The sequence below is a fragment of the Paenibacillus daejeonensis DSM 15491 genome (assembly GCF_000378385.1).
GTDB lineage: Bacteria > Bacillota > Bacilli > Paenibacillales > Paenibacillaceae > Paenibacillus_D > Paenibacillus_D daejeonensis.
Window position 1 is genome coordinate 62,843 of sequence record NZ_KB899665.1, and the last position, 26,193, is coordinate 89,035.

The window sequence follows — 26,193 nt, forward strand, 5'->3', positions numbered from 1 at the left end:
CAGTAGCAACTACTAGTTAACCCGCAGGGACATCAGCAGCCAATCGTTCTTCAGAATCCCCATTCGTACCCATCATACAGATCAATGCCTGCTCGGGCGGCATCGGCTTACTGTAGTAGAAGCCTTGCGCATTGTAGCACTGCAGCTCCTTGAGCAGATGGACCTGCTCGGAGGTCTCCACACCCTCGGCAACAATCTTCAGCCCCAATTGTCGTGCCAGTCCGATGATCAGCTCCGCGATGGCCCGGCTGTCCCGGTCGCTCGCCAGCTTGCGTACGAAGGAACGGTCAATCTTCAGGCAGCTGATCGGCAGAGTGCTGAGGTAGCTCAACGAGCTGTACCCCGTGCCAAAATCGTCCATTGAGACGGAGATCCCCGCTTCCTTCAACCGATTCAGCACATCAATGACATGCTCCTCGTTATGCATCATGACACTCTCCGTAATTTCAATCTCCAGCCACTCCCGCGCAATACCCGCATCTTCAAGGGACTGAATGATGAATTGATCCATATCCGGACGCATCAGATGCACCTGCGAGATGTTGACGGCGATCGGCATATAGAGAGCAGCAGTCTCCTGCCATAGCTTCATTTGCCTGCAGACTTCACGAATTACCCATTGCTCCAGCGGCACTATGAGGCCTGTCTTCTCCGCAAGCGGGATAAATTGCATCGGCGGCACGAGCCCGAGCGTCGGATGCTGCCAGCGTACCAGTGCTTCCAGGCCAATGGTCCGTCCATCCCGGATATCGATCTTGGGCTGGTACATCAGGCGCAGTTGACCTGTGCAAATAGCGGATTCCAAATCCTGCTCCAGCATGAGCTGTCGGTGTCCGTTTTGATCCCGCAGGGGGTCGTAGAACTGATACTGCGAGCTGCCGTTTTCCTTGGCTGCATACATGGCGGTATCTGCCGCTCCGAGCAAGGTGGAAGCATCGATTCCCTCTTCGGGGCAACGGGCGATGCCTACGGATGCAGAGAGCTTGACCGTGTGCAGTCCGGCCTGAAAGGGCGCTTCGAACGCTTTGACGATCCGGCTGGCAAGCTGCTTAAGCTCGGGAACCCCATGCTCACCCGGGAGCAGTACGGTGAATTCGTCCCCGCCCATCCGCGCGAGCATGCATTCAGGGGGCAAGCACGCCTTGAGCTTGTCTGCCGACACTTGCAGCACCAAATCTCCAGCAGCATGGCCGAACAGATCGTTGATGCGCTTGAACTTGTCCAAATCTATAAAAAACAGCGTCAATGCCGTAGGCGGTCCCGTCTCCGTGCTCATATACGTATCCAAGGCATCATTAAATGCGCGGCGGTTGGGGAGTCCAGTCAGCTCGTCCCGATAGGCGAGATTCCAGATGGTGACCCCGTCTTGCCTGGCTCTGGAGATGGCAAGGTCGGGAAGGGAATACAACAATCCCCCGGTTAGCATGAGCAGCGTGTAGGGCAGCAGGTAAGCCAGCGCGGAGTCTCCCAATCGTTCGGTGGGGAGAATGGAGAACGCGCATAACAGGGGAATGGCGAACAACGCCAGACCCGAGAGCAGCACCCCGGGCAAGGTGGCGGAGCTTCGTCTGCGTTCCTGGCGGTGTCGGCTGGAGAACGCGAGCATCCGCAGGACGGCAAAGATAAGGCCGAACACCAGTACCACAGTCATACCAACGAGCTCGGGCTGCCAGCGGAGCTGTCCGCGAAAGAGCAATAACAGATTGGTATAGTCGAAGATCAGAATAATACTGCTGGCGATTACTCCGGTGCGTATGTATTGAGGCTTCCCGCCCCAGGGGAGGGCAATGTACCATTGGCTGAACCAGGTGGCAGCATAGCAGCCCAGCAGTGTAAACAGGACATGAAAGAGATAGTATGTATTGTCGACAGGAATGTTGAAGGATAACGGTACGAGCAGATGCGAGAGGGTAAATGCAACCGTGCCGCCGACCATTGCCCATAGCTTGGTCTTCCTGGGCAGCCGGCTCCCGGGTACCGGAGCAGGAGGGGAAAGGTATGTGATGAAGACGGCTCCCGCAATCCCTGCGGCCAGTGCAGTTACAAGCCATAACCAGTTCATATGTAGTGGTTCCCATAGCTCATTCATTTTGCCTTACCTCACCTTATAACATGACTTATGTCCTTATTTAAACAGTATAACAGGACTTTAAACTCACTTCATAGGGGGCTATAGCGGGGATAAAACAAAAAATGTCCACTGCCTTCGGCCCGTCCCAGTATTTGTACCTGATCAATCCCTACAATGGTGAACATGGTCGACTGCCCATTCGCTACGCGAAGGGAAGTGACCAACGTTTCGTTACATAAAAATAACAGCCGAATATCGCCGTTTTCGCCCGGATTGCACGTAATGACGCCAGAGCCGTAGACCAGTTCATTGGAGGTATAAACCGTCGTGGCCTGCTCGCTGCCGATGTACCAGTCGCATTCGAGACAGTCCTGGGCCATTTCTGTTCGTTCACTGCCGCATCCACTGTTATTATCGGGGGTCATGTCGTCCCCTCCTTCCTCATCTCCAGGGCGGGATTCCCTTATGACATCAGTCTATTAATTCGGCCGGTGAGCAGCGCGGGACAGATGACTATTTCGCCAAAAAATAAACGATTGACTAGGGCTGATGCCTTGTCTCCCCCATAGGTATATAACATAGATTCCTACGACTGGGGGTGAGCGCATGAGTAAGTGCAAGCGCAGGTCCCGGGTGGTGCAGGCGAATAAGCAGATCAATATTGTGCAGGTCGCTTGCCCGGGAGGGAAACGAAGCTGCCGGAAAAAAAAGAGGCGCCGTCGTCCTCGATCCATGGGCTGTATGCTGGCGACAGGCCGTATTTTCCAACGGTGCGGGGATGCGCCAAGGATTTATTTTGAAGCGCCATCCGAGGCGTGCCGGGCTCTTGTCCGTATCGATAACGATACACGATGCCTGATGAGTGTGCGGATTGAGCAGCAGTCCGACCCGCCGATTAATGGAGAGGTTGAACAGGGGCAGCAGGTTTCGTTTGTGGCGCCATCTCTGCGCAAGCTGACCATTGCATGCCGTGGCGACTCCGGAATTTGCAAAGGATTTTATCGTATTCGGCTGCTGCAGTAACCGTCTGCCTATTGCCGAGAGGGAGTGAAGCAGTGGAATCATCGAGTGACGGGAACCGGCTGATCCGGCTGCAAAATGTAGTAGAGCTGTGGTATGTCTGGCTATCGTCGGCCCCCGCGGTCTTATGTTCGGAGACAGATATGGAGCGGATGGGAGCAGCGGTGCGGGCGCTGCGGGAAACGGGGGATTTCATGGAGAAGAGTGCGATTGTCAAAGCGGAATGGTTTCTAAACGAGGGCTCGGGCTGGATTATGGAGCGCATTCGCAAAAATGCGTATGATTGCTATGAATAATCCGGGCGGGTATGTCGAGTCCATTGAGCAGGGCTGCAGGGCATGGCGGAGAGGGGACGACCAGGAAGGCCGCCGATGGTTCCAGCAGGCTTGTCTGCTCTGGCTGGAGGAGCTGCGGGGCTGGGAGCAGGAGGCTGCGACCGACCGGGATGCGATGCTGGTCCCTGCGGGCGCGCTCCCCTTGATGGATCAGGTCTTGCTGATGCTGCAGCGTGAAGACGTGGTGGGCGCCACCGATGTGCTGGAATATGAGCTGCTGCCGGAGCTGCGGCGACAGCTGGCGGACAGGGCGAGCAGAACGGGCAGGGATGGAGACACGCCATGACGACTTTACTTGAGTTGAACTATGCACATCTGCCACCGCATCTGCAAGAGCTCCTGCCGCAAAGAACGGGTGATATTGCGCTCATTCAAGGCGATGCGTCGCTGCCGACGGCGGAGCTGCGATCCCCAGCGACGGGAGAGCGGGTGAGAATGAACAGTCTTGTCGATCCATGGGCAGAAGCCGAACAATGGGCCAAGTCGGTCGAGATCGGGATGGCGCGAATCGGCTTCTTGTACGGGTGCGGCGGTGGCTATTCGCTGCTCGCCTATGCTCGAAGAATGCCGCCCCACCATGAGCTGTTCGTGTTCGAGCGCAGCCAGGAGTTGTTTCTGGCCATGCTCTCGGCTATCGATCTGCGTCCCCTGCTGGAGGATGGGAGAATCCGCTGGCTCATTGGCGATGCAGATGCCATCAAACGGCAGCTGGCCATTTATATGAACGGCGATTTTCTGGTCCGGTGCGCCATGATGTGCACGACGTTCACGCCCTGGGCGCATCGCAACGACCGGGCATTCTATCTTGCCCTGCACGAATCGCTGCACCAGCTGCTCGGACTCATGCTGCGCAGCGGAGGCAATGCGGTGCATGATACGTTGGTCGGCCTGTACAATACGGTGGCCAATGTTCCGGCCATTACGGCATCCGCTTCGCTCACTTCGTTGAAGGATGCCTATAAGGGCGTCCCCGCGTTTGTCGTCGGCAACGGGCCGTCGCTGGACAAGAATGCCGAACAGCTGAAGCGGGCTCAGGGTAAGGCGCTCATTCTGACGGCAGAGTCGGCCCTTCAACCGTGCCTGCGCCGGGGCATTATCCCTGATGCCATCTGTGTCACGGAACGGACGCCGCAGGTCTATCATATCCATTTCAAGGAGCGGGAGCTGCCACAAGAGCTGGCGATGGTCGGGCTAACGCTTGTTGACCCCCGGGTACCTCCGCAATTCGGCAAGCGCTGGCTGCCGGTCTTCCGCAGCATCGAGACATCGGCCCGTTGGGTGCAGCGGGCACTCGGCGAGGAGGGGGCGTTGAATGGCGGCAGCTCTTCCGCGCATTTGGCGTTTGAGCTGGCGCTGTGGACCGGTGCTGATCCTATCATCTTTGTTGGCATGGATCTGGCGTTTGGCGAGGACAAGACGACGCACAGCCAGCTCTCCGACTATGCGGAGGGACCGCTGACGGAGCAGGTGAAGCAGCTGCAGGCGGAGGAGACGATCATGGTGCCAGGGGTGCAGGGGAGCCCGGTAGCAACGACTCGGTTGTGGCAGGAATTCCGGCTTTGGCTCGAGCATCAGATTAGCCTCTATCCGGCAAGACGCTTCATCGACGCCACCGAAGGAGGCGCGCGGATTGAGGGAACAGAGGTGGCACAGCTGAGTGAAGCCGTTGAACAATGGTGCGCAGCGCCGAGCGGTCCCCGGCTCGCTGAGAGGCTGGAGGAGGCAGCTCCCTTAGGTGGCGGGGACTTCAGAGGGAAGCTTGCTGGAGCACTGACAGAGATCAAGGAGCAGTTGCAGACCTGGCAACAGCAAGCAGAAGCAGATGCGCGGTCCTGCCGCACGATTCGGGAGGCGTGCGCGCTGCACAGCCGATACGAAGGTATGGAGCTGCCTGCTTTTGTAGGGGAGTGGGTCCAGCAAATGGATGTGGCTTATTTGAAGTATACGAACGACGAACGGTTGTCCATCTACCTTAATCCGGTGATCTATGCCTATCAGAAGCGGACGGTTGAGCTGGGGCCCATTGATTCACTCACGCAACTGGACCGGCTTGCTGCTATCCAAGCGGAGATGTTCCACGGTCTGGAACGTCTGACACGAGCGCTGCGGGATCAATTTACGGCGCTTGCTGCCCGGGGGGATGAGCCTGCATCTGAACCGTGAACGCCCTCCAGGCGCACACACAGCATAAACGCACATATTGTGTAGGAAAGGCAATTGTCCTAGTTCCTTTGTCTCCTCCTGACATAGATTGGAGAATAAACCAACAAGGAGGAGTTCAAATATGAGTTGTTCCAACAATTCATCCTGCTGCCAAAAACCGATCGTCAGCGTGTGTTTGCCAGAGCAAACCTTCTCTGTCGCTTCCACTACAGGCAGCACGCTGTTTGGCCCCAACCCCGCGCCGATTGCGGCTTCTGGTGTTATCAGCAATGAATCGACCAGTACGGCTGCACTGACTGTAACATTCTATCGTGGCGCTGCTGTAGTCGCTACGCTTGCAGGAATCGCATCGGGACAGAGCCGCGCGTTTGCGGTAACAGGATTTACAACCATCAGCGCTACCCCAACGGTATCCGCCGCTGTCGCCAACCTGTGCATGACTGAGTTTTTCCGTCCTTCCATCTAGTTACGCGGCTGTCCCTGCCCCCGGGCAGGGGACAGTGTACTTAACAGGACCCCTATTCGACATCGAAGCATGTAAAGGTCCAAATTCATTACGGAGGGAGCAACACGATGCCTCTAGATTCTACCGGGCAAGGCTATCCTGTCGTATTAATGGCGGGCGGCCTTGGCAGCCGGCTCCTGCCGCTGACGGAATCATGCCCCAAGCCACTGCTGACGATCGGACGCAAGCCGATTATCGAGATCCTGCTGGAGACGCTGATTCAGCAGTCTTTTCGGGAGTTCTATATCTCCGTTAACTACAAACGGGAAATGATCGAGTCTTACTGCGGCGACGGCAGCCGGTGGGGCGCCCGTATTCAGTATGTGCGGGAGACACGGCAGCTGGGTACCGCCGGTGCGTTGTCACTGCTCCCCCGGGATATAGAACGGCCCATGCTGGTCATTAATGCTGATCTGCTCACGGACCTGGATTTTCGGCAAATGATTCGTCACCATCAAGCAAGCGGCAGCAGCGCCACCATGGGCGTGCGTGAGTACTGCCTGACGGTCCCGTACGGCGTGGTCGAGACCAATGGCTCTTCCTACGTAGGGTCTGTCGAGAAGCCGGTCCAACCGATGCTCGTTAACGCTGGCATCTATGTGCTGGAGCCATGGACGGCGAGACAGCTTGCACACGATGCACCGCTGGGCATGCCGGCGCTGTTCGAGCGGCTGAAGCGGCAGGGGGAATCATTGTCGGTGTACCCGGTCACGGGTCAATGGCTCGATATCGGGACGCCGGAATCTTACGCGGAGGCCAACAGAGCATACGGGGAGGTCTACACGTGAATGCGCTAGTGATCGGTTACGGTTCAATTGGAGAGCGGCATTGCCGGCTGCTGACCGAGCTGGGCTGTAGTGTAGGAGTCGTCAGCAGCCGGGCGCTGCCGGGCGTATGCGTATATAGCTCCATTGGGGAGGCCATGTACAGTGACTCCTGGGATTATATCGTGGTAGCCAACCGTACGCATCAGCATTATGCTGCCTTGAAGACGCTGCGCGAACGGGGATATTCGGGGGATATTTTGGTGGAAAAACCGCTCTTTGAACGTCTGATGGACTTGCCCGACGCCAGTCTGTCGCGTGTTTATGCTGCCTACAATCTGAGGTTCCATCCGATTCTTCAGCAATTGCGGGAGCTCATCCAGGGCCAGCGGGTACTCTCGGCACAGGTCTACACCGGTCAGTACCTGCCGGGCTGGCGGCAGCAGGATTACCGCAAGGTCTATTCCGCCAGGCGGCATGAAGGGGGCGGCGTTCTGCTTGACCTCAGTCATGAGCTGGACTATCTGCTCTGGCTGTTCGGTCCCTGGCGGCGTCTGGTTGCGTGCGGCGGTCGTTACAGCACATTGGAAATCGATAGCGACGATATTTATACCATGCTCATCGAGATGAGCGAGTGCTCCATCGTTAATCTGCAGCTGAACTACGTGGATCGCCAGCGGCAGCGGCAGATTATTGTGAATACAGACGAGCACACCTATACGGCCGATCTGGTCGGGGCTACTCTGAAGATTGACGGAGAGACGCACAGCTACTGTCTCCACCCGGATGTGACCTATCTGGAGCAGCACAAGGCACTACTCGGTGGTTCGAGGGAGCTGTTGTGCCCGGCATCGGAAGCCAATGACAGTCTCTATATGATCGAGCGGGCGCACAGCTCCGTCCGCAGCGGGGGGTGGGTATCCAATGAGAAGGCTATGCACCATCTGCGCGCGCGGCGGGTCGAAGGGCATTCCCCATAAAAATATCCGCCTGCTGCAAGGCACGCCCTTGATTGCCTATACGATCCGTCAGGCGCTGGCGTCTGCCCTATTCGACGAGGTGGCGGTCAGCAGCGATGCCGACAGCGTGCTGTCGGTTGCGGCGGCCTATGGGGCATCGCTGCTGGTCCGGCGCACGCCGGCGCTCGCTTCGGACAGGGCGCCCAAGCTTCCGGCCATTCGGCATGCGGTGCTGGCCGTGGAGCAGCGGCGGGGCGTCCATTACGATACCATCGTCGATCTGGATGTGACGTCGCCGCTGCGCCTGACCTCGGATATCCAGCATGCCGTCCGCCAGCTGGAGAGCTCTGGAGCGGGCAACCTTATTACCGGTACGCCGTCCCGCCGTTCACCTTATTTCAATATGGTCGAGCGAACACCTGAGGGCGGAATGAACGTGGTGAAACTGCCGCCACTTGCGGTTCACCGCCGCCAGGATGCGCCGATCACCTACGATATGAATGCTTCCATCTACGGCTGGCGGCGCGAGACACTGCTCGCGGGTGGTCCGCTGTTCCGGGACGACACGCAGTTGTATGTCATGCCGCCGGAGCGCTCGTGGGATATCGACAGTGAAGAGGATTGGGAATATGTAGCGTACCTGATGGGCCGCCGCTAAGTAGAGCGGAATGAGTGGGTGCAGGACGGGAGGAGGGCTTCTCATGTCAAGTCGGAGCCGGTTCAATCTGAGCGGCCGCACAGCGGTTGTAACGGGCGCACTGGGCATCTTGGGCAGACCGTTGTGCCGAGCGCTGGCAGAGCATGGAGCCCAGGTGGCTGTCGTTGATCTGGATGGCCCGGGGGCGGCTCGGTGGGCGGAGGAATTGGCCGAGCTGGGCGGGACAGCATGCCGGGGCTACGCCTGTGATGTCGCAGATCCCGGCGCGGTAGAAGCCATGGTGGAGAGCTGTGCGCGGGAGCTTGGCGGCATCGATATTCTTCTGAATCATGCGGCCAGCAAATCGCGTGATCCGGAGGCATTTTTTGCGCCATTTGAAGACTATACGCTGCAGCAGTGGCGATCGATTATGGCGGTTAACCTGGACGGGATGTTCCTGACCGCTCAGGCCGTCGGTAGACAAATGCTGCGCCAGGGACGAGGCGGGTCGATGATCTTTACCTCCTCGATTTATAGTGTGATGGGGCCCGATGATCGCATCTATGAAGGCTCCTCTTACGAAGGGCGGAGCATTAACACGCCTGCCGTCTACGCCGCTTCCAAAGCTGGTGTGAATGGCCTGGCAACGTATCTGGCGGCGCGCTGGGCCAATCAGGGAATCCGGGTCAATACGCTGATTCCCGGCGGCATGCAGAGCGGACAGAACAAGACATTCACAGCCAATTATGGCGCCCGCGTCCCGATGGGACGGATGGGGCAGCCCTCGGAGCTGGAGGGAGCGGTCTTGTTCCTGGCCTCTGAGGCTTCAAGCTATGTGACGGGCCAGCAGTTGTTCGTCGATGGGGGGCTCCATGCCTGGTAGGACAGGAGAAGAACAGGAGAAGCCAGCACGCAGCCATATGGCGGAGCGGCTGGCTTCTTTTCTTAAGCTGCAAAGTATGCGGGGCAATAAGCATGATTTTTCATATATATTTAACCTTTAGGGAGCCTAAAAGCCAAAATAAACTTGAAATATCAAGCTTATGCTGCGATTTTCTGAGTTTTTCCCGCCATAAGTTTGAAATTTCATATTCGTTGAATCGATCCCTGATAAGACCAGGCGCCTCATCGCGCAGGGTTGCCTTTGACGGTGATGCGCGCTGGTACCGAGCGGGTCACGACAGCGCCGGCTCCGATAATTGCATAGTCGCCCAGGGAGAGCTTGCCCAGGACAGGGTGTCCGGGTAGCACAACAGAACCTGCTCCTACATACACGCCTTCCGCCAGCCGGACATTGCCGCACAGATTGGCGCCCGGTCCAATGGTTACATAATTGCCGATCTCGCAGTCATGGGAGATGGTGCAGTTGGGATTGTAGATGCCGAAGCTGCCAAATGTGATGGAGGAGGTGAAGCGAACGCCGGCCATGATGATATTGCCTGGCTTGGCGGGCAGCAGAGCGCGCTGGGAGGCAGGAATTGTGGCTGTTGGGTGGACGAGGCTGGTATAGGAGAGGTCGGGATAGGCATCATGCAACCGACTGCGAATCCGAGGATCCCCGATGGCGATGGCGAACTTATAGCCCTCCTCGGCCAGCGTGCCAACCTTGTGCTCAGGAACGATGCGGAAGGCACGGCTGCCGGGAGCGGGATCGGTGGGATGGACGAGCACGACTTCGCTTGCGCCGAGCTCCAATCCCAGGTGGGCGGCTTCATCTGCCAGCCCGGAGGTGCCAAACAAAGCCAGCTTCATTCGATCATGTCATCCTTTCGATAGTCGCGTCCAGAGGGTGTGCCAAGCAGCTCCCAATACCGCTCAGGCGGGAGGCCGGAGCCCGGACGCTTGAGCGCCAGATTGCGCTCTGTATACAGCTCCCCGGCATGAATCGGGACGGCTGCGACGATGCTGCGACGGACAAGCCCGGCGGTGCGCAGCTCAGCCGGGACAGGCAGCTTGGCCGGGGAGCCGAGCGCTTGCGAGGCCTGCCGGATGCCAAGCACCATCCTGGCGAACGCCTCGGGTTCCAGTGAGGCCTGGTGATCCACCCCGTCCATCGTCCGATCCAGCGTCAGATGCTTCTCGACGATGGCAGCCCCGCGGGCTGCAGCCGCGATGGCGACGGCGATTCCCTCGCTATGATCGGAGAGTCCGACCGGCAGCCCGAAGGCGCTGTGCAGCGTATCCATGCTGCGCAGGTTGCAGCTCTCGGGCGGTGCAGGGTACTCGCTTGTTGCGTGGAGCAGCGAGACCTGCTGCCGCAAGGCGTTCTGGCCCGCAGAGGATACATAGGCTGAACGGAATGCGGCCAGCGATGGAGGCCGGAGTGCGGGCGCGGCATCGTCCGCCGTCAAGCCGTAAGCAATGACGGCCAAGGCCTGCTCTACCTCGGCTAGCGTGCTCATACCGGTCGAGAGCAGGAGGCGACGCCGGTAGCGTGCCGCTTCGAGCAGGAAGGGAAGGTTGGTCAGTTCACCGGAGCCGAGCTTGATGCAGGGGGCGGCGAGCTCCTCCGTCAGAAACCGAAGGGAAGGGCTATCAAACGGTGTCGCCAAAAAGTCGATGCCCACATCAGCACATTCTTCCTTTAATTGGGCGGCAGTCTGCTCGGATAGCTCCAGCCCCCGCAGCAGCTCGAACTGGTTAACTCCCTCGCCTTGTGTTTTCTGTTGGTAATCAGCCAGGGGCGCATCGCGGGAAGCGAGCAGCTCAGCCTGAAAGAGCTGGATCTTCACGGCATCCGCCCCGCAGCTGGCTGCAGCCCGGATCAATTGGCGGGCAAGCGCGGGGGAGCCGTTATGATTGACTCCAATTTCAGCAATGACATATACCGGGACGTTAGACGTTATGGGAAGCATGAGGCTTCACCTCGTAAAAGAATTTGGGGCCCGCATGCGCGGTAGACAAACGCGCCAGCAGAGCGTCGACAATCCGTTCGGAGCTGTGGCCGTCCCCATAGGGATTGGCAATGCCGGACCGCTCCATGGACAGCGCCTGATGAATCGCCGCTGTAATGGCTGGGGCATTGGCCTCGCAATGAATAACTGAGTTGCCTCTAAAGCGGCCTTGCTGTCTGGAGCCTACATCGACGGTTGCCTTGCCCAGGGAAGGCACCTCCAGCAGCCCGCTGGAGGAATTGCCTACTACGGCATCGACCGCCTGCACCAGACTCAGGTACTTCCGGCTGCCCAGGGAAACGAAGCTCCAGCTGTAAGGCCGGTTCTCGACGAAGGCCTCTATGCCCGCGCGCAGCTGCCGGCCTTGGGCGTCGCTATTGGAGCCCGTGAAGAATAATCCGGTCTGGGGATCGAGTGCGCTGAGCGCCTCCAGGAGCGCATCAAGCTCAGATCCGGCGCCCATCTCCGAGAGGGTTGGGGGGTGAAAGGTAACTAGGAGATTGACCGGCTGGAGGGTGCAATTCAGCAGGCTTTCCAGCTCCTGACGGCTCAGCAGCGGAGTCGTGCGGACGGTATCGATGCCGGGGTGGCCGACATTCAGGACATTAGCCGGAGCTTCGCCAAGCTGGATGACGCGCAGGCGGGCCTGTTCGTGCGAAACCAGATGCAGGTGGGCCAGCTTGGTTATGCCGTGGCGGTAGCCATCGTCCAGAGCACCACCGGTCACGTCGCCGCCTGCAATATGTGCGATCCTAAGGCGGGCGTTGAAGGCAGCCAGCGCAGCGGCGTAGATTTCAAAACGGTCGCCCAGCACCACGACCCAAGCGGGGCGGTTACGGGAGAACAGATCGGCAAATCCGATTATGCCCAGCGCCATGGCTTTGCTGACCCCCGCAGGCGTATCACTGGTAAGCAGCGTTTCGATACGATCTGTGATGGTATAGCCATCCGCTTCAATCTGGCGCCAGGTAGAGCCGTGCTCGGATGCAAGATGCATTCCGGTGACCACTAGCTGCAGCTCCACGGATTCCTCGCGCGCCAGGAGGCTCAGAACACCCTGCAGCAAGCCGTAATCTGCCCGGCTGCCTGTCACGACGCAGATCACAGGCCGGCTCATAACGCACTTGGACCTTCCAGTCGGGGACTGCTAGGCAGGCAGAGCACCCTTGCGGCGAGGTCTTCTGTTCCCGTGAGGTCCATGCGCGGGCAATCGCTATACATGGGAAGCTGGTGCAAGGGAGTCCAGAGCGGGCGGGCTTGCAGCCCCTCCCCGTGCAGCCTCTCCAGCAGGGGCTCAAGTAGCTGCTCATGGCCGCGCATAAGCACCAGGGCGTTCAACCAGTAATTGCTGTGTGTCCGGCGGGGTTCAGTAAGCACCGCAACCTCTGCGATTCCGGCCAACGCTTCTTGATAAGCCTCAGCCAGACGACGCTTGCGGGCGAGAAGGTCAGGGAGCCGACCCAGTTGGGCAAGTCCCAGTGCTGCGTTGAGACCCGGCATTCGGTAATTGTAGGCGACCCGGGTATGATCGTAACGCCAAGGGTGGGGCTGCTTGGCAGTTGAAGCCAGCTGACGTGCGGCATCTGCAACGGTATCGTGATTCGTCAGCAGTGCGCCGCCACCGCCGGTTGATATCATCTTGTTGCCATTAAAGCTGACGGCAGCCGAGCGTCCCCAGGCCCCGCACGCGACCCCGTCCCTGAAGCTGCCGAGTGCAGCGGCCGCGTCCTCGATGAGCGCGATCCGATGACTGCGGCAAATCGCCGTCAGTGCGGGCAGATCCGCAGGGTGGCCCAGGACATCTACGGCAATCATTGCCCGGATCGTACGCCCGGTGCGACGGTTGATACACTGACCACCGCGGGTCTTGGTCTCTTGGGCCAGGTAATGTTCCAGACGATCTGGCGTCATCCCCAGGTCGGGCAAGCTGCTGTCGGCAAAATGTGGAACCGCACCACAATAAGAGACCGCATTGGCCGTCGCAACAAATGTAAGCGCCGGTACGATCACCTCATCGCTCGGCTGGACTCCGCTAGTCAGGAGAGCCAGATGAAGGGCGGCTGTTCCGTTGACAACAGCAATGGCGTGACGGACGCCCGCGATGCGGGCCAGCTCGCTCTCGAACTGCTGGACGTGAGGGGCGACCGATGAGATATAGCCGGATGCGAGAACATGCTGGAGCTGCTCCTGTTCCGCCTCGCCAAGCTCCGGCTCATGCAGAGCTGCCGGTCGCTTGTGGGCAGGTACGACCTGCGCGAGGCGGGAGGAGATTAGCTCCAGCAGCTCAGTATCCGTCGTCATATATGATAGCCACGCTTGGCATAGTGGGCGAGATGACCGCTGCTGTGCAGCCATTCTGCCATCTCAAGCAAGCCTCTGCGCAGCCCCTCGCGCCCGCCGTAATCGGGAGCCCAATGGAGCAGACGCTGGGCTTTGGAATTATCGGCGCACAGCCTTGTAACTTCGCTATTTTCAGGGCGCAGTCGTTCTCGGTCCGTCTCAATGATAGCGGAAACGCCCAGTGCTTCGGCCGCCAGCTCAGCAACTTCGCCAATCGAAATCTCGAAGCCGCTGCCCAGATTAATCGTTTCGCCCAGCGCGTCAGTGGCGTCGGCTGCGGCGAGAAATCCGCTGACGGTGTCCTGCACATACGTAAAATCCCGCGTCGGCTGGAGTGAACCCAGTCGGAGCACGGTTTCGCCGCTGATCAGCTGGCTGATAATAGTCGGCAGCACCGCGCGCTGCGATTGTCTGGGGCCGTAAGTGTTGAAGGGACGGATGGTGACAACAGGCGTATGGTAAGCGCAGTAGAACGAGCCAGCCAACTGGTCGGCACCGATCTTGGTCGCCGCATAGGGTGACTGCCCTTGCAGCGGATGAGACTCGGACATCGGCACATAGCGGGCGCTACCGTAGACCTCACTTGTGGACGTGTGAATCATGCGTGTAAGTCCTAATTCCTGGACTGCCTGAAGGACGTTAAGCGTGCCCTTAATGTTGGTGTCCACGTAAGATTCGGGAGCTGTATAGGAATAGGGAATGCCAATCAGGGCTGCCAGATGAAATACGAGGTCCTGACCTTGCAAAGCCTTGCGAACCGCGTAGGCATCGCGAATATCCCCTGCGACGATATGAATTTGTGAGCGCACATCCTCAGACACTGTATCCAGCCAACCGGCCGAGCCTGTAGGCTGATACATGACAAATGCCGTAACCTCCGCGCCCGCCCGTACCAGCCTTTCTGTCAGGTGGGAACCGATAAAGCCGCATGCTCCCGTGACGACTGTTTTTTTGCCTGCCAGCCTCATGCTGTCACCGCCTTCAACCGTTTATACACTCTATTGCAACAGCGGCTGGAATATGCGAGGTGTCGACTGGTGTCGCGATTTGTTGTTCTGAAGTGCGGAATGCTGAGGCGGGCAGGGACATGCGCAGTGTCCTTTTCGAGGATGTCCACATGTAATAGAGAGAGAAGGTAGAACGAGAGATTCGCGGGAGGAGGAGAGCGGATGGCGTCCAGGTGCAGCAACCATGCTTGTGTGATCCGCGGTGCTTGCTGCTGCGGCGGCCAGCAAGTCTATTACGAGCCGCGCCGCGGCCCGGCGGGGCCTCCAGGCCCTCCCGGGCCCCCTGGACCGGAGGGGCCCGAAGGCCCCCGAGGCCCGCGTGGAGCGACAGGAGCAACGGGAGCGACGGGTGCAACAGGGGCAACGGGAGCCACGGGAGCCACGGGAGCGACGGGAGCGACGGGTGCGACAGGGGCGACGGGTGCGACAGGGGCAACGGGTGCGACGGGAGCCACGGGAGCCACGGGTGCGACGGGAGCGACAGGAGCAACGGGAGCGACGGGTGCGACAGGTGCAACGGGAGCGACAGGAGCGACGGGAGTGACAGGTGCAACGGGTGCGACGGGAGCGACAGGTGCGACGGGAGCAACAGGGGCAACGGGTGCGACAGGTGCAACGGGAGCCACGGGAGCGACGGGTGCAACAGGTGCGACAGGTGCAACGGGAGTGACAGGTGCAACGGGAGCCACGGGAGCGACGGGTGCAACGGGTGCGACAGGAGTGACGGGAGCTACGGGGCTGACAGGAGCTACGGGAGCGACGGGCGTGACGGGAGCCACGGGAGCGACAGGAGCGACAGGAGCGACGGGTGCGACAGGTGCAACGGGAGCGACAGGGGCTACGGGTGCGACAGGAGTGACGGGAGCTACGGGAGCAACGGGTGCGACGGGAGTGACGGGAGCTACGGGAGCCACGGGAGCTACGGGTGTGACGGGAGCCACGGGAGCTACGGGTGCGACGGGTGCGACGGGTGCGACGGGTGCCACGGGTGCGACGGGTGCGACAGGGGCGACAGGGGCAACGGGAGCGACAGGAGCAACGGGTGCCACGGGAGCAACAGGGCTGACCGGCGCCACGGGTGCGACGGGTGCGACAGGAGTGACGGGAGCTACGGGAGCAACAGGGCCAACCGGTGCCACGGGTGCGACGGGTGCAACCGGACCCATTTTAGCTACGTCAGGCTCCGCAGCCAATACTACTGGTGCTACTATTGTATTGACTTTGCTTAATCCTACTGGTAATATTCCTTTTCCCAATGCGCAAAACTTCACACCTGATATTACAGTGAATAATCCTAATGCAACTATCTTTACAATCAATACGGCGGGGAGATACCTGATTACTTATGCGATTTATCCCACGCTAACGTTACTGACCAATTTTCAATTATTTCAAAACAATGTAGCTGTTCCCGGAACCCTATTCGCAGCGGCGCTTGGCGTTTCTCTAGTTCACAATCAAGTCGTAGTGAATGTAAGTGCAGGCGATTCATTCAGGGTTTCGGTTACGACGGCTCTGGCTGCGACCGTATCCATAGGTGCTGGCTCTGCCAACGCCACGATATCCATTGTTCGGGTCAGCTGAGTAACGTAACGAACCTATAACTTTTTGCAGAGCCTCAGCGATTAATGCTGGGGATTTTATTTTGACTAAAACAGCCAGATCAGTTCAAACAAAGGTAAGCTCAGGTAACACTTTGGCTGGCCATATAGGATAATTAGGACAAGGTCTTAAAAAAATATGCAACCTAATTCTTCCTCGTTACGTCTAATATAGCAAGTCACCAAGCAGGAGATGGTGCAGGCAGGGGCACGGATTCATTTAACTGAGGGCACGAATAAAACGCTAAAAAAGCCTTTAGCGCAGCTGTTTGCAGAAATCGAAGGCGAGACATTATTTTTACAGACATTACCGATTCAAGTTCCACATAATGGAGTAATAAAAGATTGGGATTACTCTGTGTTACCGAAGATTCTGCAAGGGGAAGCAGGATCGTTCTGACAGGATAGAAGGGATAAAGTACCTTTGTTAACCTGTACAGATAGAATAGAGGGGTAACCTATGTGGACAAGAGAGAAGGAGAGGAACCGGATGAAAAAACAACTTCGCACAGGCATGATGCTGCTACTGGCAGCGGTATTGATTACGGTCACTGCATGGACTGGAACAGCCGACGCCAGCACCAGCCGTACATCGTCCAATCAGGATCAATTGATCGTCGTCAACAAGAAGACTAATAAGCTTGCCTTTTTTGAAGGCGGCAAGTTGGTGAAGGAATATACGGTGGCTACCGGATTAACGCCGGATTTGACGCCGGAGGGTAAATTCAAAATCGTCAACAAAATCAAAAATCGCCCGTACTACAAAGACGGCATCAAAGGCGGCGATCCGACAAACCCGCTGGGCGATCGCTGGATCGGACTTGATGTGAACGGTACGCGCGGGACCACTTACGCCATTCATGGCAACAACAATGAACGCTCCATTGGCAAGTATGTGAGCGCCGGCTGCATCCGTATGCACAACAAATCGATCCACGAACTGTTTGAAAAGGTAAAAGTGAACTCCTATGCTGTCGTAACGACCTCATCTTTATCTTTTGAAGAAATTGCCCGCAACAACGGGTATGACGTTGGTCCGCAGAAGTATAGCGGCAAGATTGTAATTAATGGAACGGAGCAAAAACTGACGCAATCGATGATTATGTCAGAGCAACGCATTTTTGTACCGATGCGGGATCTGTTCCAACTGCTGGGCGCGACGGTCCAGTGGGATAATTCCGCGAAGACAGTAACGGCCTATAGCAAAGGACTTGTACTTGTACACAAACCGCTCACCTCAACGGCCTCTGTTAACGGTAGTTCAGTCAGTATCAACACGTCCATGATGAACAACGGCTCGGTGATGCTGCCACTGCGCGACATCTCGACTTTATCGCAGTTCGACGTACACTGGGATTCCAAGACTAATACGGTCTACCTGACAAGCAAACCGACAGCAGCCAAGTAATAGCTTCACCCCAAAACCGTTAGTTGCCGAATGAATTCATTCCGCAGACTAGCGGTTTTTTGTTTATCAAGCTAGCACTCCCACCACGCGCGATCAGTAGCACACCTTTGTTCCTCTATTTACTCGTATTCCCGCCACGCGCGCTGAGTAGCACACCTTTGTTCCTCTATTTACTCGCATTCCCACCACGCGCGATCAGTAGCGCACCTTTGTTCCTCTATTTACTCGCACTCCCACTACGCGCGCTGATTAGCGCACCTTTGTTCCTCTATTTACTCGTATTCCCGCCACACGAGCTCAGTAGCACACCTTTGTTCCTCTATTTACTCGCACTCCCACCACGCGCGCTGAGTAGCGCACCTTTGTTCCTCTATTTGCTCGTAGATCCACTAATACTCAGAATGAGTTTATAGAGTTTCTGCAAAAAGCAACAATTCCTCAGGATCGGAAGTTCTAAAAACGATTTTCTCCTGATCTACGATAAAGATGTTATCTGTTTCCTCGAGAATCTCCAACCACTCCATCTGTGCTTTGCGATGAATGGCAACTTGAGTGGTTCGGTCCAGAAGTTTGGAATGTGAAAGTTGCACTCGCTGCACCTCACGTATCAAGGCCATGTCGCGTGAAAAGATGTGCAGTACATACTGGCCTTCTATTTTTGAAACCATTTGACCCAGAATTTCGTCTTTTTTAGGGGTGTTGGTGCATCCTGCCAAGAGGATAACAGTAATAAATAGAACTCCTAGTTTAAGAGAGTATCGTTTTGCAAACATATTTTTACACCTACTTTTTCTACATATCATTTTTATGTCATATCCATCGATGCATGAACATACCATAGCCTAGCCCAATTATACCTGAGAACGGGAAGGTACTACGTAATGTTAGTACTAGGAAGGTTCTTCCGATTGCAGTAAGATGATATCACAGCAAGCCATTGAAAGGTAATCATTTTAGAAACTAAAGAGAGATTTACATCGTATATAAATTATAGATAAATAGGAAGTATGAGAGAATAAGGTGGAGGTCGAAAGTCATGTCAAAAGAACGGGAGATACATATCGTGTTAACGGACACGGGTACGATGCTGAACCGGGCAATCCGCTGGTGCACCAAGGATCCGCTCAATCACGCCTCCATCGCGTTTGACCGCGAGTTGAAGGAAGTGTACAGCTTCGGCCGCAAGCGTCCAGGCAATCCGCTAATAGGCGGTTTTATAAAAGAAGACATGAGCGGACGGCTGTTCAGCGAAGCATCTTGTGCCATCTATAGCTGCAGAGTGAGTGAAGAGGTCTACGACCGGATTCGCAGACGCGTCAGAGTGATGTATCGCAAACAAGAGAAATATACGTACAACTTTGTCGGACTCTTTACTTTGTTGCTTAATATCGAATGGCAACGGAACCGGGCATACTTCTGCTCCCAGTTCGTTGCGTACCTGTTCGAGAACAGCGGGATGCCGCTGGTGAACAAATCACCACTGATGACAACGCCAGGCGATCTGGCCAGAGCTCGTTACCTGCGGTTAGAATACGAGGGCAAGCTGCAGCAGTATAGCGGATTGACACCAGCTGCACCCACCCGTCGCCGGGCGCCGCTCGCTACCGGGCGGCTCGTGCGCCGCTTGATCAGCCTGCCGATGGCCGGATTGCAGAAGATGCTGCCCGGTTGAATGAATGATCTCAAGCTGCAATAGAATATACGCAATAATAAGACAAAGAGACCTTTAGCCGCTATAAAAGCCGGGCTAGAGGTCTCTTTGATGTGTTGCTTTGATGTGTTGCCAGGTGTAACGGTTGCGTACCCCCTGCTTAAGCTTGCGATTTGCTGAGATGCTCGATGGAACGTGTGGTGGCAATTTGCATGGCCAACTGGCCGAGCTCGTCATAGCTGAGCGAGCGCAATTGCCTGATGAGCAGTTCAGGCACACGCCTGCCGCCCAAGATACTCTCCGCAATGTCCAAGACGGCCTCAATCCGTTCTTCGTACTGTTCGGGAGTAATTTTTCTCATCCAGTCCATCTCCTGTCTTACGGATAACCCGCATTAGAACGTAAATTGATGATTGCCAATTTTGGCAGCCGCAGTGCGGGAATTAAAGTAGGTGGACGTAGAGATGTCCGGATTATAGAAGAACAATGCACCATTCGTCGGATCTACGCCGGCAGCAGCATCACGGGCCGCTTGGTAAGCCGTCTCGTCCGGTTTCATATTATAACGTCCATTATGGACGACGGAAAAGGCATTGGTCTGATAAACCACGTCCCGAACAGAATTCGGGAACAAATCCGATGTCACCCGGTTCAGGATGACGGCGCCTACTCCGACCTGACCATCGTAGCTCTCGCCTCTGGCTTCGGAATAAATGATGCGGGCGATCAAATCGATCTCTTCTGCCGTCAGATCATAGCCGTTATTGTCCAGGCTGCCCAGCGTTTCGGGTCCGACAATGCCGTCAACCAGCAAGCCGTTGCTCTCCTGGTAACGCAGAACGGCGGTTTCTGCCGCTTGCCCATAAGTGGCGTTGATGGCATCCGAATAATAGCCCAGCGCATGCAGGCGTTCTTTCAGTTTCTCGACGGCAGCTCCTTGGCTTCCCAGCTTGAGAAGCGGGGAGGATGCCTCGGCTTTTCCGACAGCGGCGGTTGCAGTTATGGTCATAAGTACGAGAATAAGCAGTAGAAGTCTTTTCATTATTGATTCTATCCCTCCAAAACAGGTATTTTTGTCTAGCATGGGGGCGGAATGAATTACCGGTTCTGATTCTAGCACAGCTTATAGTGCGTATTGAATGATCCTTATAGAATTATAATGATATTAAAAGGTTCTAATGCAACTTTAAAAGGACTACAAACGTTGGAGCCGCCTGAAAAACTGCGTGCTTGACATTCTTTCAGTTAAGGACTAAACTGATAACAATGAAACGGAAAGGAGGTCAGCTATTTGGAAGGGAATGACATGCAAGAAGCCGGTGAACGAGGCGAAGATCGATGGGGATTACTGGTCTGGTACCGACTCTCGCGCGCCTATAACCGGAGCCTGAGGGCTTCCTCCCTGCATCTCAAGCAGTGGGGATTATCGGTGGCGCAATTTGATGTCCTGGTTCAGATTGGAGCCCGTGAGGGATTGACCCAGCAAGAGCTGGGAGAGAAGTTGTTTGTGACCAAGGGCAACATTACGCAGCTGATGACCAAACTGGAAGAGCAAGGCTGGATCCGCAGGGAACAGCGCTGGAAGAGCAAGCATTTGTCGCTTACTGAAAAGGGCCGCGAGCTGGTGGACGGGGTTGTTCCCCTCCAGGAACGACAGCAGGCCTCCCATTTTGACGGATTAAGCAAGGATGAGAAGAAGCAATTGATTACACTGCTAAAAAAAGTTCAGCCCCAGCAAGAAATTGACGATAACAATTGAAGGAGGTCCTATTCATGGACTTTACATTAAAAGGTATTCACCATCTGTCAGCTATTACAGCCAAAGCCTCAGCCAACTTTGATTTTTATACCAAGGTCATGGGCATGCGTTTGATCAAAAAAACAGTAAACCAGGACGACACCCGAGTATACCACCTGTTCTACGGCGATGAGAAAGGCAATCCCGGCACGGAGCTGACGTTCTTCGAGATTCCAATGGCCGCTAAGAACCGCGAGGGCGTAGGCAGCATCTCCGGTACCTCGCTGCGTGTCGCTTCTAATAAAGCCCTGCAGTATTGGAAAGAAAGATTTGAACAATTTGGTGTCGATCATGATGAAATTGTCAGTCGCGGTGGCAGAGATTCAATCGCCTTCCGGGACCCTGAGGGACAGCGGCTCATCCTCGTCTCCGACGAGACAAATGAAGGCGTTGCTGGCGGTACACCTTGGGATCGGAGCACGGTTCCGCCGGAGTATGGCATTGTCGGACTGGGGCCGATCTATCTGACCGTACATGATCCGAAGCCTACAGTGGAGATGCTGACGGCCTTCATGGGCTTCCGTCCGGCGGGCACTTATCCGTCGCCGACCTTCGGCCAACCGGATATTCTGGTATTTGAGACGGGAGAGGGCGGAACAGGCGCAGAGATCCATATCGAGGAAAGACAGGATCTACCGCGCGAGCAGCAGGGACGAGGAGGCGTACATCATGTGGCCTTCCGAGTCGAGGATGAGACGGAACTGCGGGCATGGGTAGAGAAGCTCCGTACGGCGCGGGTGCCAAGCTCCGGATTTGTAGACCGCTTCTATTTCCGCTCCTTGTACTTCCGCGAGCCCAACGGCATTCTGTTCGAACTGGCCACGGATGGTCCGGGCTTCGATACGGATGAGGAGCTGGAGCATCTCGGTGAATCGCTGGCGCTGCCACCATTCCTGGAGCCACGCCGTCGCGAGATCGAGGCTGGTCTGCAGCCATTAGATACAGCAGGACAAGGCAATATTAGTAACTAAACATTGGTAAAAAGTGCCGGAGAGGACGGAATCGATTCTGAAGAAGCGTAGCGTTCGCCTTTGTCCCCGGATTTTCCCCTATAAAGGGGATATAAATTCAAAAAAATCTGGGGACAACAGCGATCGAAAGAACGATCCGCTCCACACAGGTAAGTTTTTTACCTCATTACTAAAAGGAGGAATATGAGATGAAGCATCGTTTTGAGCAAGGAAGCAACCCCAATGCACCGACATTGTTGCTGCTGCATGGCACAGGTGGGACAGAGGAGGATCTGATGCCGCTTGGTCGTATGATCTCGCCGGGATCGTCGCTGCTCGGGGTACGGGGCAATGTGCTGGAGTCGGGCATGCCCCGGTTCTTCCGGCGGTTGTCGGAGGGCGTCTTTGATGAAGAGGATCTGATCTTCCGCACGCAGGAGCTGTTAGACTTCGTGAATGAGCAAGCAGAGACCTACGGGTTCGACCGTAGCCGCGTCGTCGCTGTTGGCTACTCCAATGGAGCCAATATTGCCGCTAGTCTGTTGTTCCACCATGCGGATTCACTGGCAGGTGCGGTGCTGCTGCACCCGATGGTGCCTCGTCGTGGGGTAACACTGCCCGATCTGGGTGAGGTCGGCGTCTTCATCGGTGCCGGGCGCAATGATCCGCTCTGTCCGCCGCAGGAGAGCGAAGAGCTGGAGCGGTTATTGACAGGCGCAGGTGCCGCGGTTGACCTGCATTGGGAGAACAATGGCCACCAGCTGTCACGTACGGAGGTGGAAGCCGCCGCGAAGTGGTTCGGGGCGCATTACCCGGGTTAAAGTCCGGCAGGGGGAATGTCATTCATGGTTGAATCCAAGCAAGCGACAAGCAGCCGAACAGCCTTCGTGGCCGGGGATTTCCAGACGCAGATGGGATTGCCCGGCAACTGGCTGCCGGCGCATCCGAATACCCGGATGCATGAGATCGGCAACAGTACACAGACCTTGACGGTCCAGCTGCCTGCGGGCAGCTATACCTACAAAATCGTTCTGGGAGGCAAGTGGGATGTGAACTATGGCGCTGACGGCGAAGCCGGCGGCGCCAATATTCCGCTTGTGCTGGAGCAGGAGAGTGAAGTGACGTTCGTCTTTCGGGACGATGGCCATGAACGACGCATCTCAGCCTGGATCGGAGAGCCTGACGCCAGGCAGCTGTCAGAAGCCAGCTGGCAGGAGCTCGACGCGTTGTGTGCCTATGACGGAGATGATCTGGGTGCCGTCTATGCGGATGGAGCAGTTACGCTTAAGCTGTGGGCGCCCAAGGCCGATGCGGTCACCGCCTGGTTCTATGACAAGGATAATGCTGAGTTGGCTATAGGTGGATTATCCATGCAGCGGGGAGACCGCGGCGTCTGGTCGGTGAGTGTTGATCCTTCTTCCTTGAAGGTGGAGGATATGCGGGGATATTACTATCAATATGAGGTCAAGCATGGGCGGCGTTCGCGGCGAGTGCTGGATCCTTATGCACGTTCGATGGCTATCTTCCGGGTCAACCCTGCCGGGATCCCATTGGGCAGTGACCGGGATGCCGTAGGCAAGGCTGCGATTGTCGATCTGAACCGTACCCAACCGGAGGGCGGCATAAGCCAAGCGGCAATCTCCGGTTATGAACGCAGGGAAGACGCCATCATCTATGAGGTGCATGTCCGCGATTTCACCTCTGATCCGGCGGTTGCAGGTGACCTGAAGGCCAGATGGGGCTCCTTCCGTGCTTTCATTGACAAGCTGGACTATATTCGATCGCTTGGTGTAACGCACATCCAGCTGTTGCCGATCATGGCCTGGTATTATGGCGATGAGGCAGCGATGGCCACGCGCGAGCTGGAGCCGTCCACGTTCAATAACCAGTACAACTGGGGATATGATCCGCATGGCTATTTTGCTCCGGATGGCGCGTACTCCGAGAATCCGGCAGACCCTGAGCTGCGGATTCGTGAGTTCAAGGAGCTGGTCTCGGCCATCCATGAAGCCGGGATGGGGGTCATTCTGGATGTGGTCTACACGCATATGGCGAAGCACTGGCTGCTCACCGACATTGTGCCTGGCTACTACTTCTGGGAGGATGCGGGCGGCAAGCTGGTCGGTGGTTTCGGCAGCAATCTGGCAACTAATCACAAGATGGCAGAGAAACTGATGATTGATTCGGTTGTTTATTGGTTCAAGGAGTTCAAGATTGACGGGATGCGCTGGGACATGATGGGGGATGCGACCTACCCTGCCGTTCAGCGGGCGTACGACGCGGCGCGTGAAGTGTGTCCCCGTGCGCTATTCATCGGGGAGGGCTGGCGAACGTTCGCCGGTCATCTGGCAGAACCGGCACTGCGCGGAATGGCGGCAGACCAAGACTGGATGGACAAAACCGACGATGTTGGGGTGTTCTCCGATGAGTTCCGCGACGAGCTCAAGGGCGGCTTCGGCAATGAAGGCGAGCCTCGCTTCCTGACCGGAGGCGCGCGGAGTATCTGGAGATTGTTCCATAATGTGAAGGCACAGCCTAGCAATACACCGGCTGATACCCCTGGCGATATGGTGCAATACCTTGAAGCGCATGACAATCTGACGCTTCATGATGTCATTGCCCTTACCTTGCAGGTAGATCCTACGGAGGCCAAGGCGGAGCGCGAGATCCATCGGCGCATCCGATTGGGACAGGTGCTGCTGCTGACAGCCCAAGGGACGGCATTTCTCCATGCCGGCCAGGAATACGGGCGCACCAAACGTTGGGAAGGCAGCGGTCCGCCAGCCAGTCAGGCGCATACCTTATACGACCGGTTGGGGGAGCCGCTGGGGTATTTTATCCATAATTCCTATGACTCCTCCGATGCGATCAACCGCTTCGACTGGGGCAAGGCCACAGATGCGCGGAAGTATCCTGTCCATGCCGCGACGAAGCGGTATACCGAGGGGCTGATCCGGCTGCGCCGGTCGACGGATGCTTTCCGGCTGCCGACCCGTGAGCTGGTTGATCGCAACGTCACGTGGCTGGGAATTCCGGAGATCGGGCATCATGACTTGGTGATCGCCTATCGCTGCCAGCCCTCCGAGGGGAAGGATGCCTATTATATCTTCGTCAATGCCGATACGCATGAACGCGCGCTGAGTCTCGGGGAGGATCTTACGGCTGGGAACGTGCTCGTGGATGGGGAACGGGCAGGAGTGGAGGCGATCGGCAAGCCAAGTGGGTTTGTGCTGACGCGTCGGAGGATCGTTCTGCAGCCGCTGACCGCAGTCGTAATCCGGATGGCAGGAGGCGGGCACGGCAAGAGGCTTGTCTAATTGTAGAGCAGCCAGTATAGTAGAATGAAGCGTTCGGTGGAATGGAGGTTATAGGTTCCTCGTTGCAGGGGCCGTCGTTTCACCTTTCGTCTAGAGAGTCACATCAGATAGGAGGCGGTAAGCATGGCACGTTATCTGTTTTCTTATGAAGTCAAATCCAGCGGCCGCAAGGGCGAGTTCAGCTGGACAGCCGAGTCAGAGGAGCAAGCACGCGAGTTGGTGCATGCCAAGATTACGGATTTTGAATTCACGGAGCCGGAAGATATCGTCGTTGGCGACCTGCTCGAGGTCAAAGAGACGACAGGCAATCAATATTACGAGTGCGAGGGCTGCAGCGCGTAAGCTGTAGCAATTGTACTTGGCAGGAACATGGAAGACGGCGCAGAGCTTATGGCTCTGCGCCGTCTTTGCGATGCGATGTGGGTGAGTGCTGGGCGACGGATTGGCGATTCTTTGGTCTGTGGCGCACATAGAAAGTTTACTTGCAGGGGGCCACTGCGGTTGGAGGGGCCTGTTGTGGCGCGGAACCCTGCTCTAAGTCCTAAAAAGTTTACTTGGAGCGGTCTGCAACGGCGTGGAACCCTGCTTGAAGACTAGAAAGTTTACTTGGAGAGGCCAGCTGCGACGCGGAAGCCTGCTCTAAGTCTAGAAAGTTTACTTGGATGGGCCTGCTGCGACGCAGAATCCAGTTTGATGCAAGAAACTTTCGTTGGAGGCACCATGCGGCGCTCGATTGGGTCTGCAAGGCAAGAAACTTTCGTTGGAGGCACCAT

The 26,193-nt window shown here is 56.6% G+C and carries 27 protein-coding genes; 17 read left to right on the forward strand and 10 right to left on the reverse strand.

Translation table 11 applies throughout. The features are described 5' to 3' along the window. Window positions 1-16 precede the first annotated feature (16 nt). A complete protein-coding gene (locus tag F556_RS0118995) occupies window positions 17-2,089 on the reverse strand; it encodes a putative bifunctional diguanylate cyclase/phosphodiesterase (protein ID WP_157272832.1) in 2,073 nt (690 codons plus the stop codon). A 71-nt stretch (window positions 2,090-2,160) separates the two neighbouring features. Continuing rightward, window positions 2,161-2,496, reverse strand: coding sequence for an S-Ena type endospore appendage (locus F556_RS0119000; RefSeq protein ID WP_020618577.1), 336 nt, complete (start codon window positions 2,494-2,496; stop codon window positions 2,161-2,163). Between the two features lie 181 nt (window positions 2,497-2,677). Here F556_RS0119000 and F556_RS0119005 point away from each other — a divergent pair, with 181 nt between their 5' ends. The 9 genes from F556_RS0119005 to F556_RS0119045 all read left to right on the forward strand — a co-directional run bounded on the left by F556_RS0119005 (window position 2,678) and on the right by F556_RS0119045 (window position 9,337). Continuing rightward, on the forward strand, window positions 2,678-3,094 hold the full coding sequence (locus tag F556_RS0119005) for a hypothetical protein (protein ID WP_157272833.1): 417 nt from the start codon (window positions 2,678-2,680) through the stop codon (window positions 3,092-3,094). 32 nt (window positions 3,095-3,126) lie between these two features. Beyond that, the gene (locus tag F556_RS0119010; RefSeq protein WP_020618579.1) at window positions 3,127-3,387 is read left to right on the forward strand and encodes a hypothetical protein; all 261 of its coding nucleotides are present in this window, start codon (window positions 3,127-3,129) and stop codon (window positions 3,385-3,387) included. Continuing rightward, window positions 3,371-3,712 carry a hypothetical protein gene (locus tag F556_RS0119015; protein ID WP_157272834.1) on the forward strand — a complete coding sequence of 114 codons (342 nt, stop codon included), beginning with the start codon at window positions 3,371-3,373 and terminating at the stop codon, window positions 3,710-3,712. Before F556_RS0119010 ends, F556_RS0119015 begins: the two co-directional genes overlap by 17 nt. After that, the gene (locus F556_RS36420; RefSeq protein ID WP_020618581.1) at window positions 3,709-5,589 is read left to right on the forward strand and encodes a motility associated factor glycosyltransferase family protein; all 1,881 of its coding nucleotides are present in this window, start codon (window positions 3,709-3,711) and stop codon (window positions 5,587-5,589) included. The genes F556_RS0119015 and F556_RS36420 overlap by 4 nt, the downstream gene beginning before the upstream one ends. Window positions 5,590-5,710: 121 nt before the next feature. Continuing rightward, entirely contained in the window at window positions 5,711-6,055 is a 345-nt protein-coding gene (locus F556_RS0119025) for an S-Ena type endospore appendage (RefSeq protein WP_020618582.1), read from the forward strand. A gap of 107 nt (window positions 6,056-6,162) precedes the next feature. Further along, window positions 6,163-6,882, forward strand: a complete 720-nt coding sequence (locus tag F556_RS34500; RefSeq protein WP_020618583.1) for a nucleotidyltransferase family protein — start codon at window positions 6,163-6,165, stop codon at window positions 6,880-6,882. After that, the gene (locus F556_RS34505) at window positions 6,879-7,838 is read left to right on the forward strand and encodes a Gfo/Idh/MocA family protein (protein WP_020618584.1); all 960 of its coding nucleotides are present in this window, start codon (window positions 6,879-6,881) and stop codon (window positions 7,836-7,838) included. The genes F556_RS34500 and F556_RS34505 overlap by 4 nt, the downstream gene beginning before the upstream one ends. Further along, window positions 7,783-8,475 (forward strand): acylneuraminate cytidylyltransferase family protein, encoded by a 693-nt coding sequence (locus F556_RS0119040; RefSeq protein WP_020618585.1) that lies wholly within the window; start codon window positions 7,783-7,785, stop codon window positions 8,473-8,475. Before F556_RS34505 ends, F556_RS0119040 begins: the two co-directional genes overlap by 56 nt. Before the next feature lie 43 nt (window positions 8,476-8,518). Continuing rightward, window positions 8,519-9,337 (forward strand): SDR family oxidoreductase, encoded by an 819-nt coding sequence (locus F556_RS0119045; protein ID WP_020618586.1) that lies wholly within the window; start codon window positions 8,519-8,521, stop codon window positions 9,335-9,337. Window positions 9,338-9,579: 242 nt separating this feature from the next. Here F556_RS0119045 and F556_RS34510 read toward each other — a convergent pair whose 3' ends face one another. From F556_RS34510 to F556_RS0119070, 5 genes are read right to left on the reverse strand one after another with little or no spacing between them, the layout of a single operon-like run. Further along, complete coding sequence (locus F556_RS34510) at window positions 9,580-10,206, reverse strand: PglD-related sugar-binding protein (protein WP_020618587.1); 627 nt, start codon at window positions 10,204-10,206, stop codon at window positions 9,580-9,582. Then, the gene (gene neuB / locus F556_RS0119055) at window positions 10,203-11,309 is read right to left on the reverse strand and encodes an N-acetylneuraminate synthase (protein WP_020618588.1); all 1,107 of its coding nucleotides are present in this window, start codon (window positions 11,307-11,309) and stop codon (window positions 10,203-10,205) included. Before neuB ends, F556_RS34510 begins: the two co-directional genes overlap by 4 nt. Then, the gene (gene neuC, locus F556_RS0119060) at window positions 11,290-12,465 is read right to left on the reverse strand and encodes a UDP-N-acetylglucosamine 2-epimerase (protein WP_020618589.1); all 1,176 of its coding nucleotides are present in this window, start codon (window positions 12,463-12,465) and stop codon (window positions 11,290-11,292) included. Before neuC ends, neuB begins: the two co-directional genes overlap by 20 nt. Then, on the reverse strand, window positions 12,462-13,649 hold the full coding sequence (locus F556_RS0119065; RefSeq protein WP_020618590.1) for a LegC family aminotransferase: 1,188 nt from the start codon (window positions 13,647-13,649) through the stop codon (window positions 12,462-12,464). The genes neuC and F556_RS0119065 overlap by 4 nt, the downstream gene beginning before the upstream one ends. After that, window positions 13,646-14,656, reverse strand: a complete 1,011-nt coding sequence (locus F556_RS0119070; protein ID WP_020618591.1) for an SDR family NAD(P)-dependent oxidoreductase — start codon at window positions 14,654-14,656, stop codon at window positions 13,646-13,648. The genes F556_RS0119065 and F556_RS0119070 overlap by 4 nt, the downstream gene beginning before the upstream one ends. 201 nt (window positions 14,657-14,857) lie before the next feature. On the opposite strand from F556_RS0119070, the gene F556_RS0119075 reads away from it, so the two are divergent. Further along, entirely contained in the window at window positions 14,858-16,279 is a 1,422-nt protein-coding gene (locus F556_RS0119075) for a BclA C-terminal domain-containing protein (RefSeq protein ID WP_020618592.1), read from the forward strand. Between the two features lie 507 nt (window positions 16,280-16,786). Beyond that, on the forward strand, window positions 16,787-17,704 hold the full coding sequence (locus F556_RS0119085) for a L,D-transpeptidase family protein (RefSeq protein WP_020618594.1): 918 nt from the start codon (window positions 16,787-16,789) through the stop codon (window positions 17,702-17,704). Window positions 17,705-18,111: 407 nt separating this feature from the next. Here the strand turns inward: F556_RS0119085 and F556_RS0119090 are convergent, their stop codons facing one another. Further along, on the reverse strand, window positions 18,112-18,477 hold the full coding sequence (locus F556_RS0119090; protein WP_020618595.1) for a hypothetical protein: 366 nt from the start codon (window positions 18,475-18,477) through the stop codon (window positions 18,112-18,114). A 263-nt stretch (window positions 18,478-18,740) separates the two neighbouring features. On the opposite strand from F556_RS0119090, the gene F556_RS34515 reads away from it, so the two are divergent. Then, a complete protein-coding gene (locus F556_RS34515; protein WP_020618596.1) occupies window positions 18,741-19,376 on the forward strand; it encodes a C40 family peptidase in 636 nt (211 codons plus the stop codon). A gap of 139 nt (window positions 19,377-19,515) precedes the next feature. Here F556_RS34515 and F556_RS0119100 read toward each other — a convergent pair whose 3' ends face one another. Together F556_RS0119100 and F556_RS0119105 are read right to left on the reverse strand one after the other, a co-directional pair. Continuing rightward, the gene (locus F556_RS0119100; RefSeq protein WP_020618597.1) at window positions 19,516-19,716 is read right to left on the reverse strand and encodes a hypothetical protein; all 201 of its coding nucleotides are present in this window, start codon (window positions 19,714-19,716) and stop codon (window positions 19,516-19,518) included. Window positions 19,717-19,749: 33 nt separating this feature from the next. Beyond that, the gene (locus tag F556_RS0119105; protein ID WP_020618598.1) at window positions 19,750-20,397 is read right to left on the reverse strand and encodes a cell wall hydrolase; all 648 of its coding nucleotides are present in this window, start codon (window positions 20,395-20,397) and stop codon (window positions 19,750-19,752) included. Between the two features lie 264 nt (window positions 20,398-20,661). On the opposite strand from F556_RS0119105, the gene F556_RS0119110 reads away from it, so the two are divergent. The 5 genes from F556_RS0119110 to F556_RS0119130 all read left to right on the forward strand — a co-directional run bounded on the left by F556_RS0119110 (window position 20,662) and on the right by F556_RS0119130 (window position 25,762). Beyond that, the gene (locus tag F556_RS0119110; protein ID WP_040717254.1) at window positions 20,662-21,114 is read left to right on the forward strand and encodes a MarR family winged helix-turn-helix transcriptional regulator; all 453 of its coding nucleotides are present in this window, start codon (window positions 20,662-20,664) and stop codon (window positions 21,112-21,114) included. 14 nt (window positions 21,115-21,128) lie between these two features. Then, window positions 21,129-22,124: a ring-cleaving dioxygenase gene (locus F556_RS0119115; RefSeq protein ID WP_020618600.1), complete on the forward strand. Its 996-nt coding sequence runs from the start codon at window positions 21,129-21,131 to the stop codon at window positions 22,122-22,124. Between the two features lie 188 nt (window positions 22,125-22,312). Continuing rightward, the gene (locus F556_RS0119120; protein ID WP_020618601.1) at window positions 22,313-22,924 is read left to right on the forward strand and encodes an alpha/beta hydrolase; all 612 of its coding nucleotides are present in this window, start codon (window positions 22,313-22,315) and stop codon (window positions 22,922-22,924) included. Between the two features lie 24 nt (window positions 22,925-22,948). Then, window positions 22,949-25,420, forward strand: coding sequence for a pullulanase X25 domain-containing protein (locus tag F556_RS34520; protein WP_020618602.1), 2,472 nt, complete (start codon window positions 22,949-22,951; stop codon window positions 25,418-25,420). Window positions 25,421-25,543: 123 nt separating this feature from the next. Next, entirely contained in the window at window positions 25,544-25,762 is a 219-nt protein-coding gene (locus tag F556_RS0119130; RefSeq protein ID WP_020618603.1) for a hypothetical protein, read from the forward strand. Window positions 25,763-26,193: the final 431 nt, after the last annotated feature.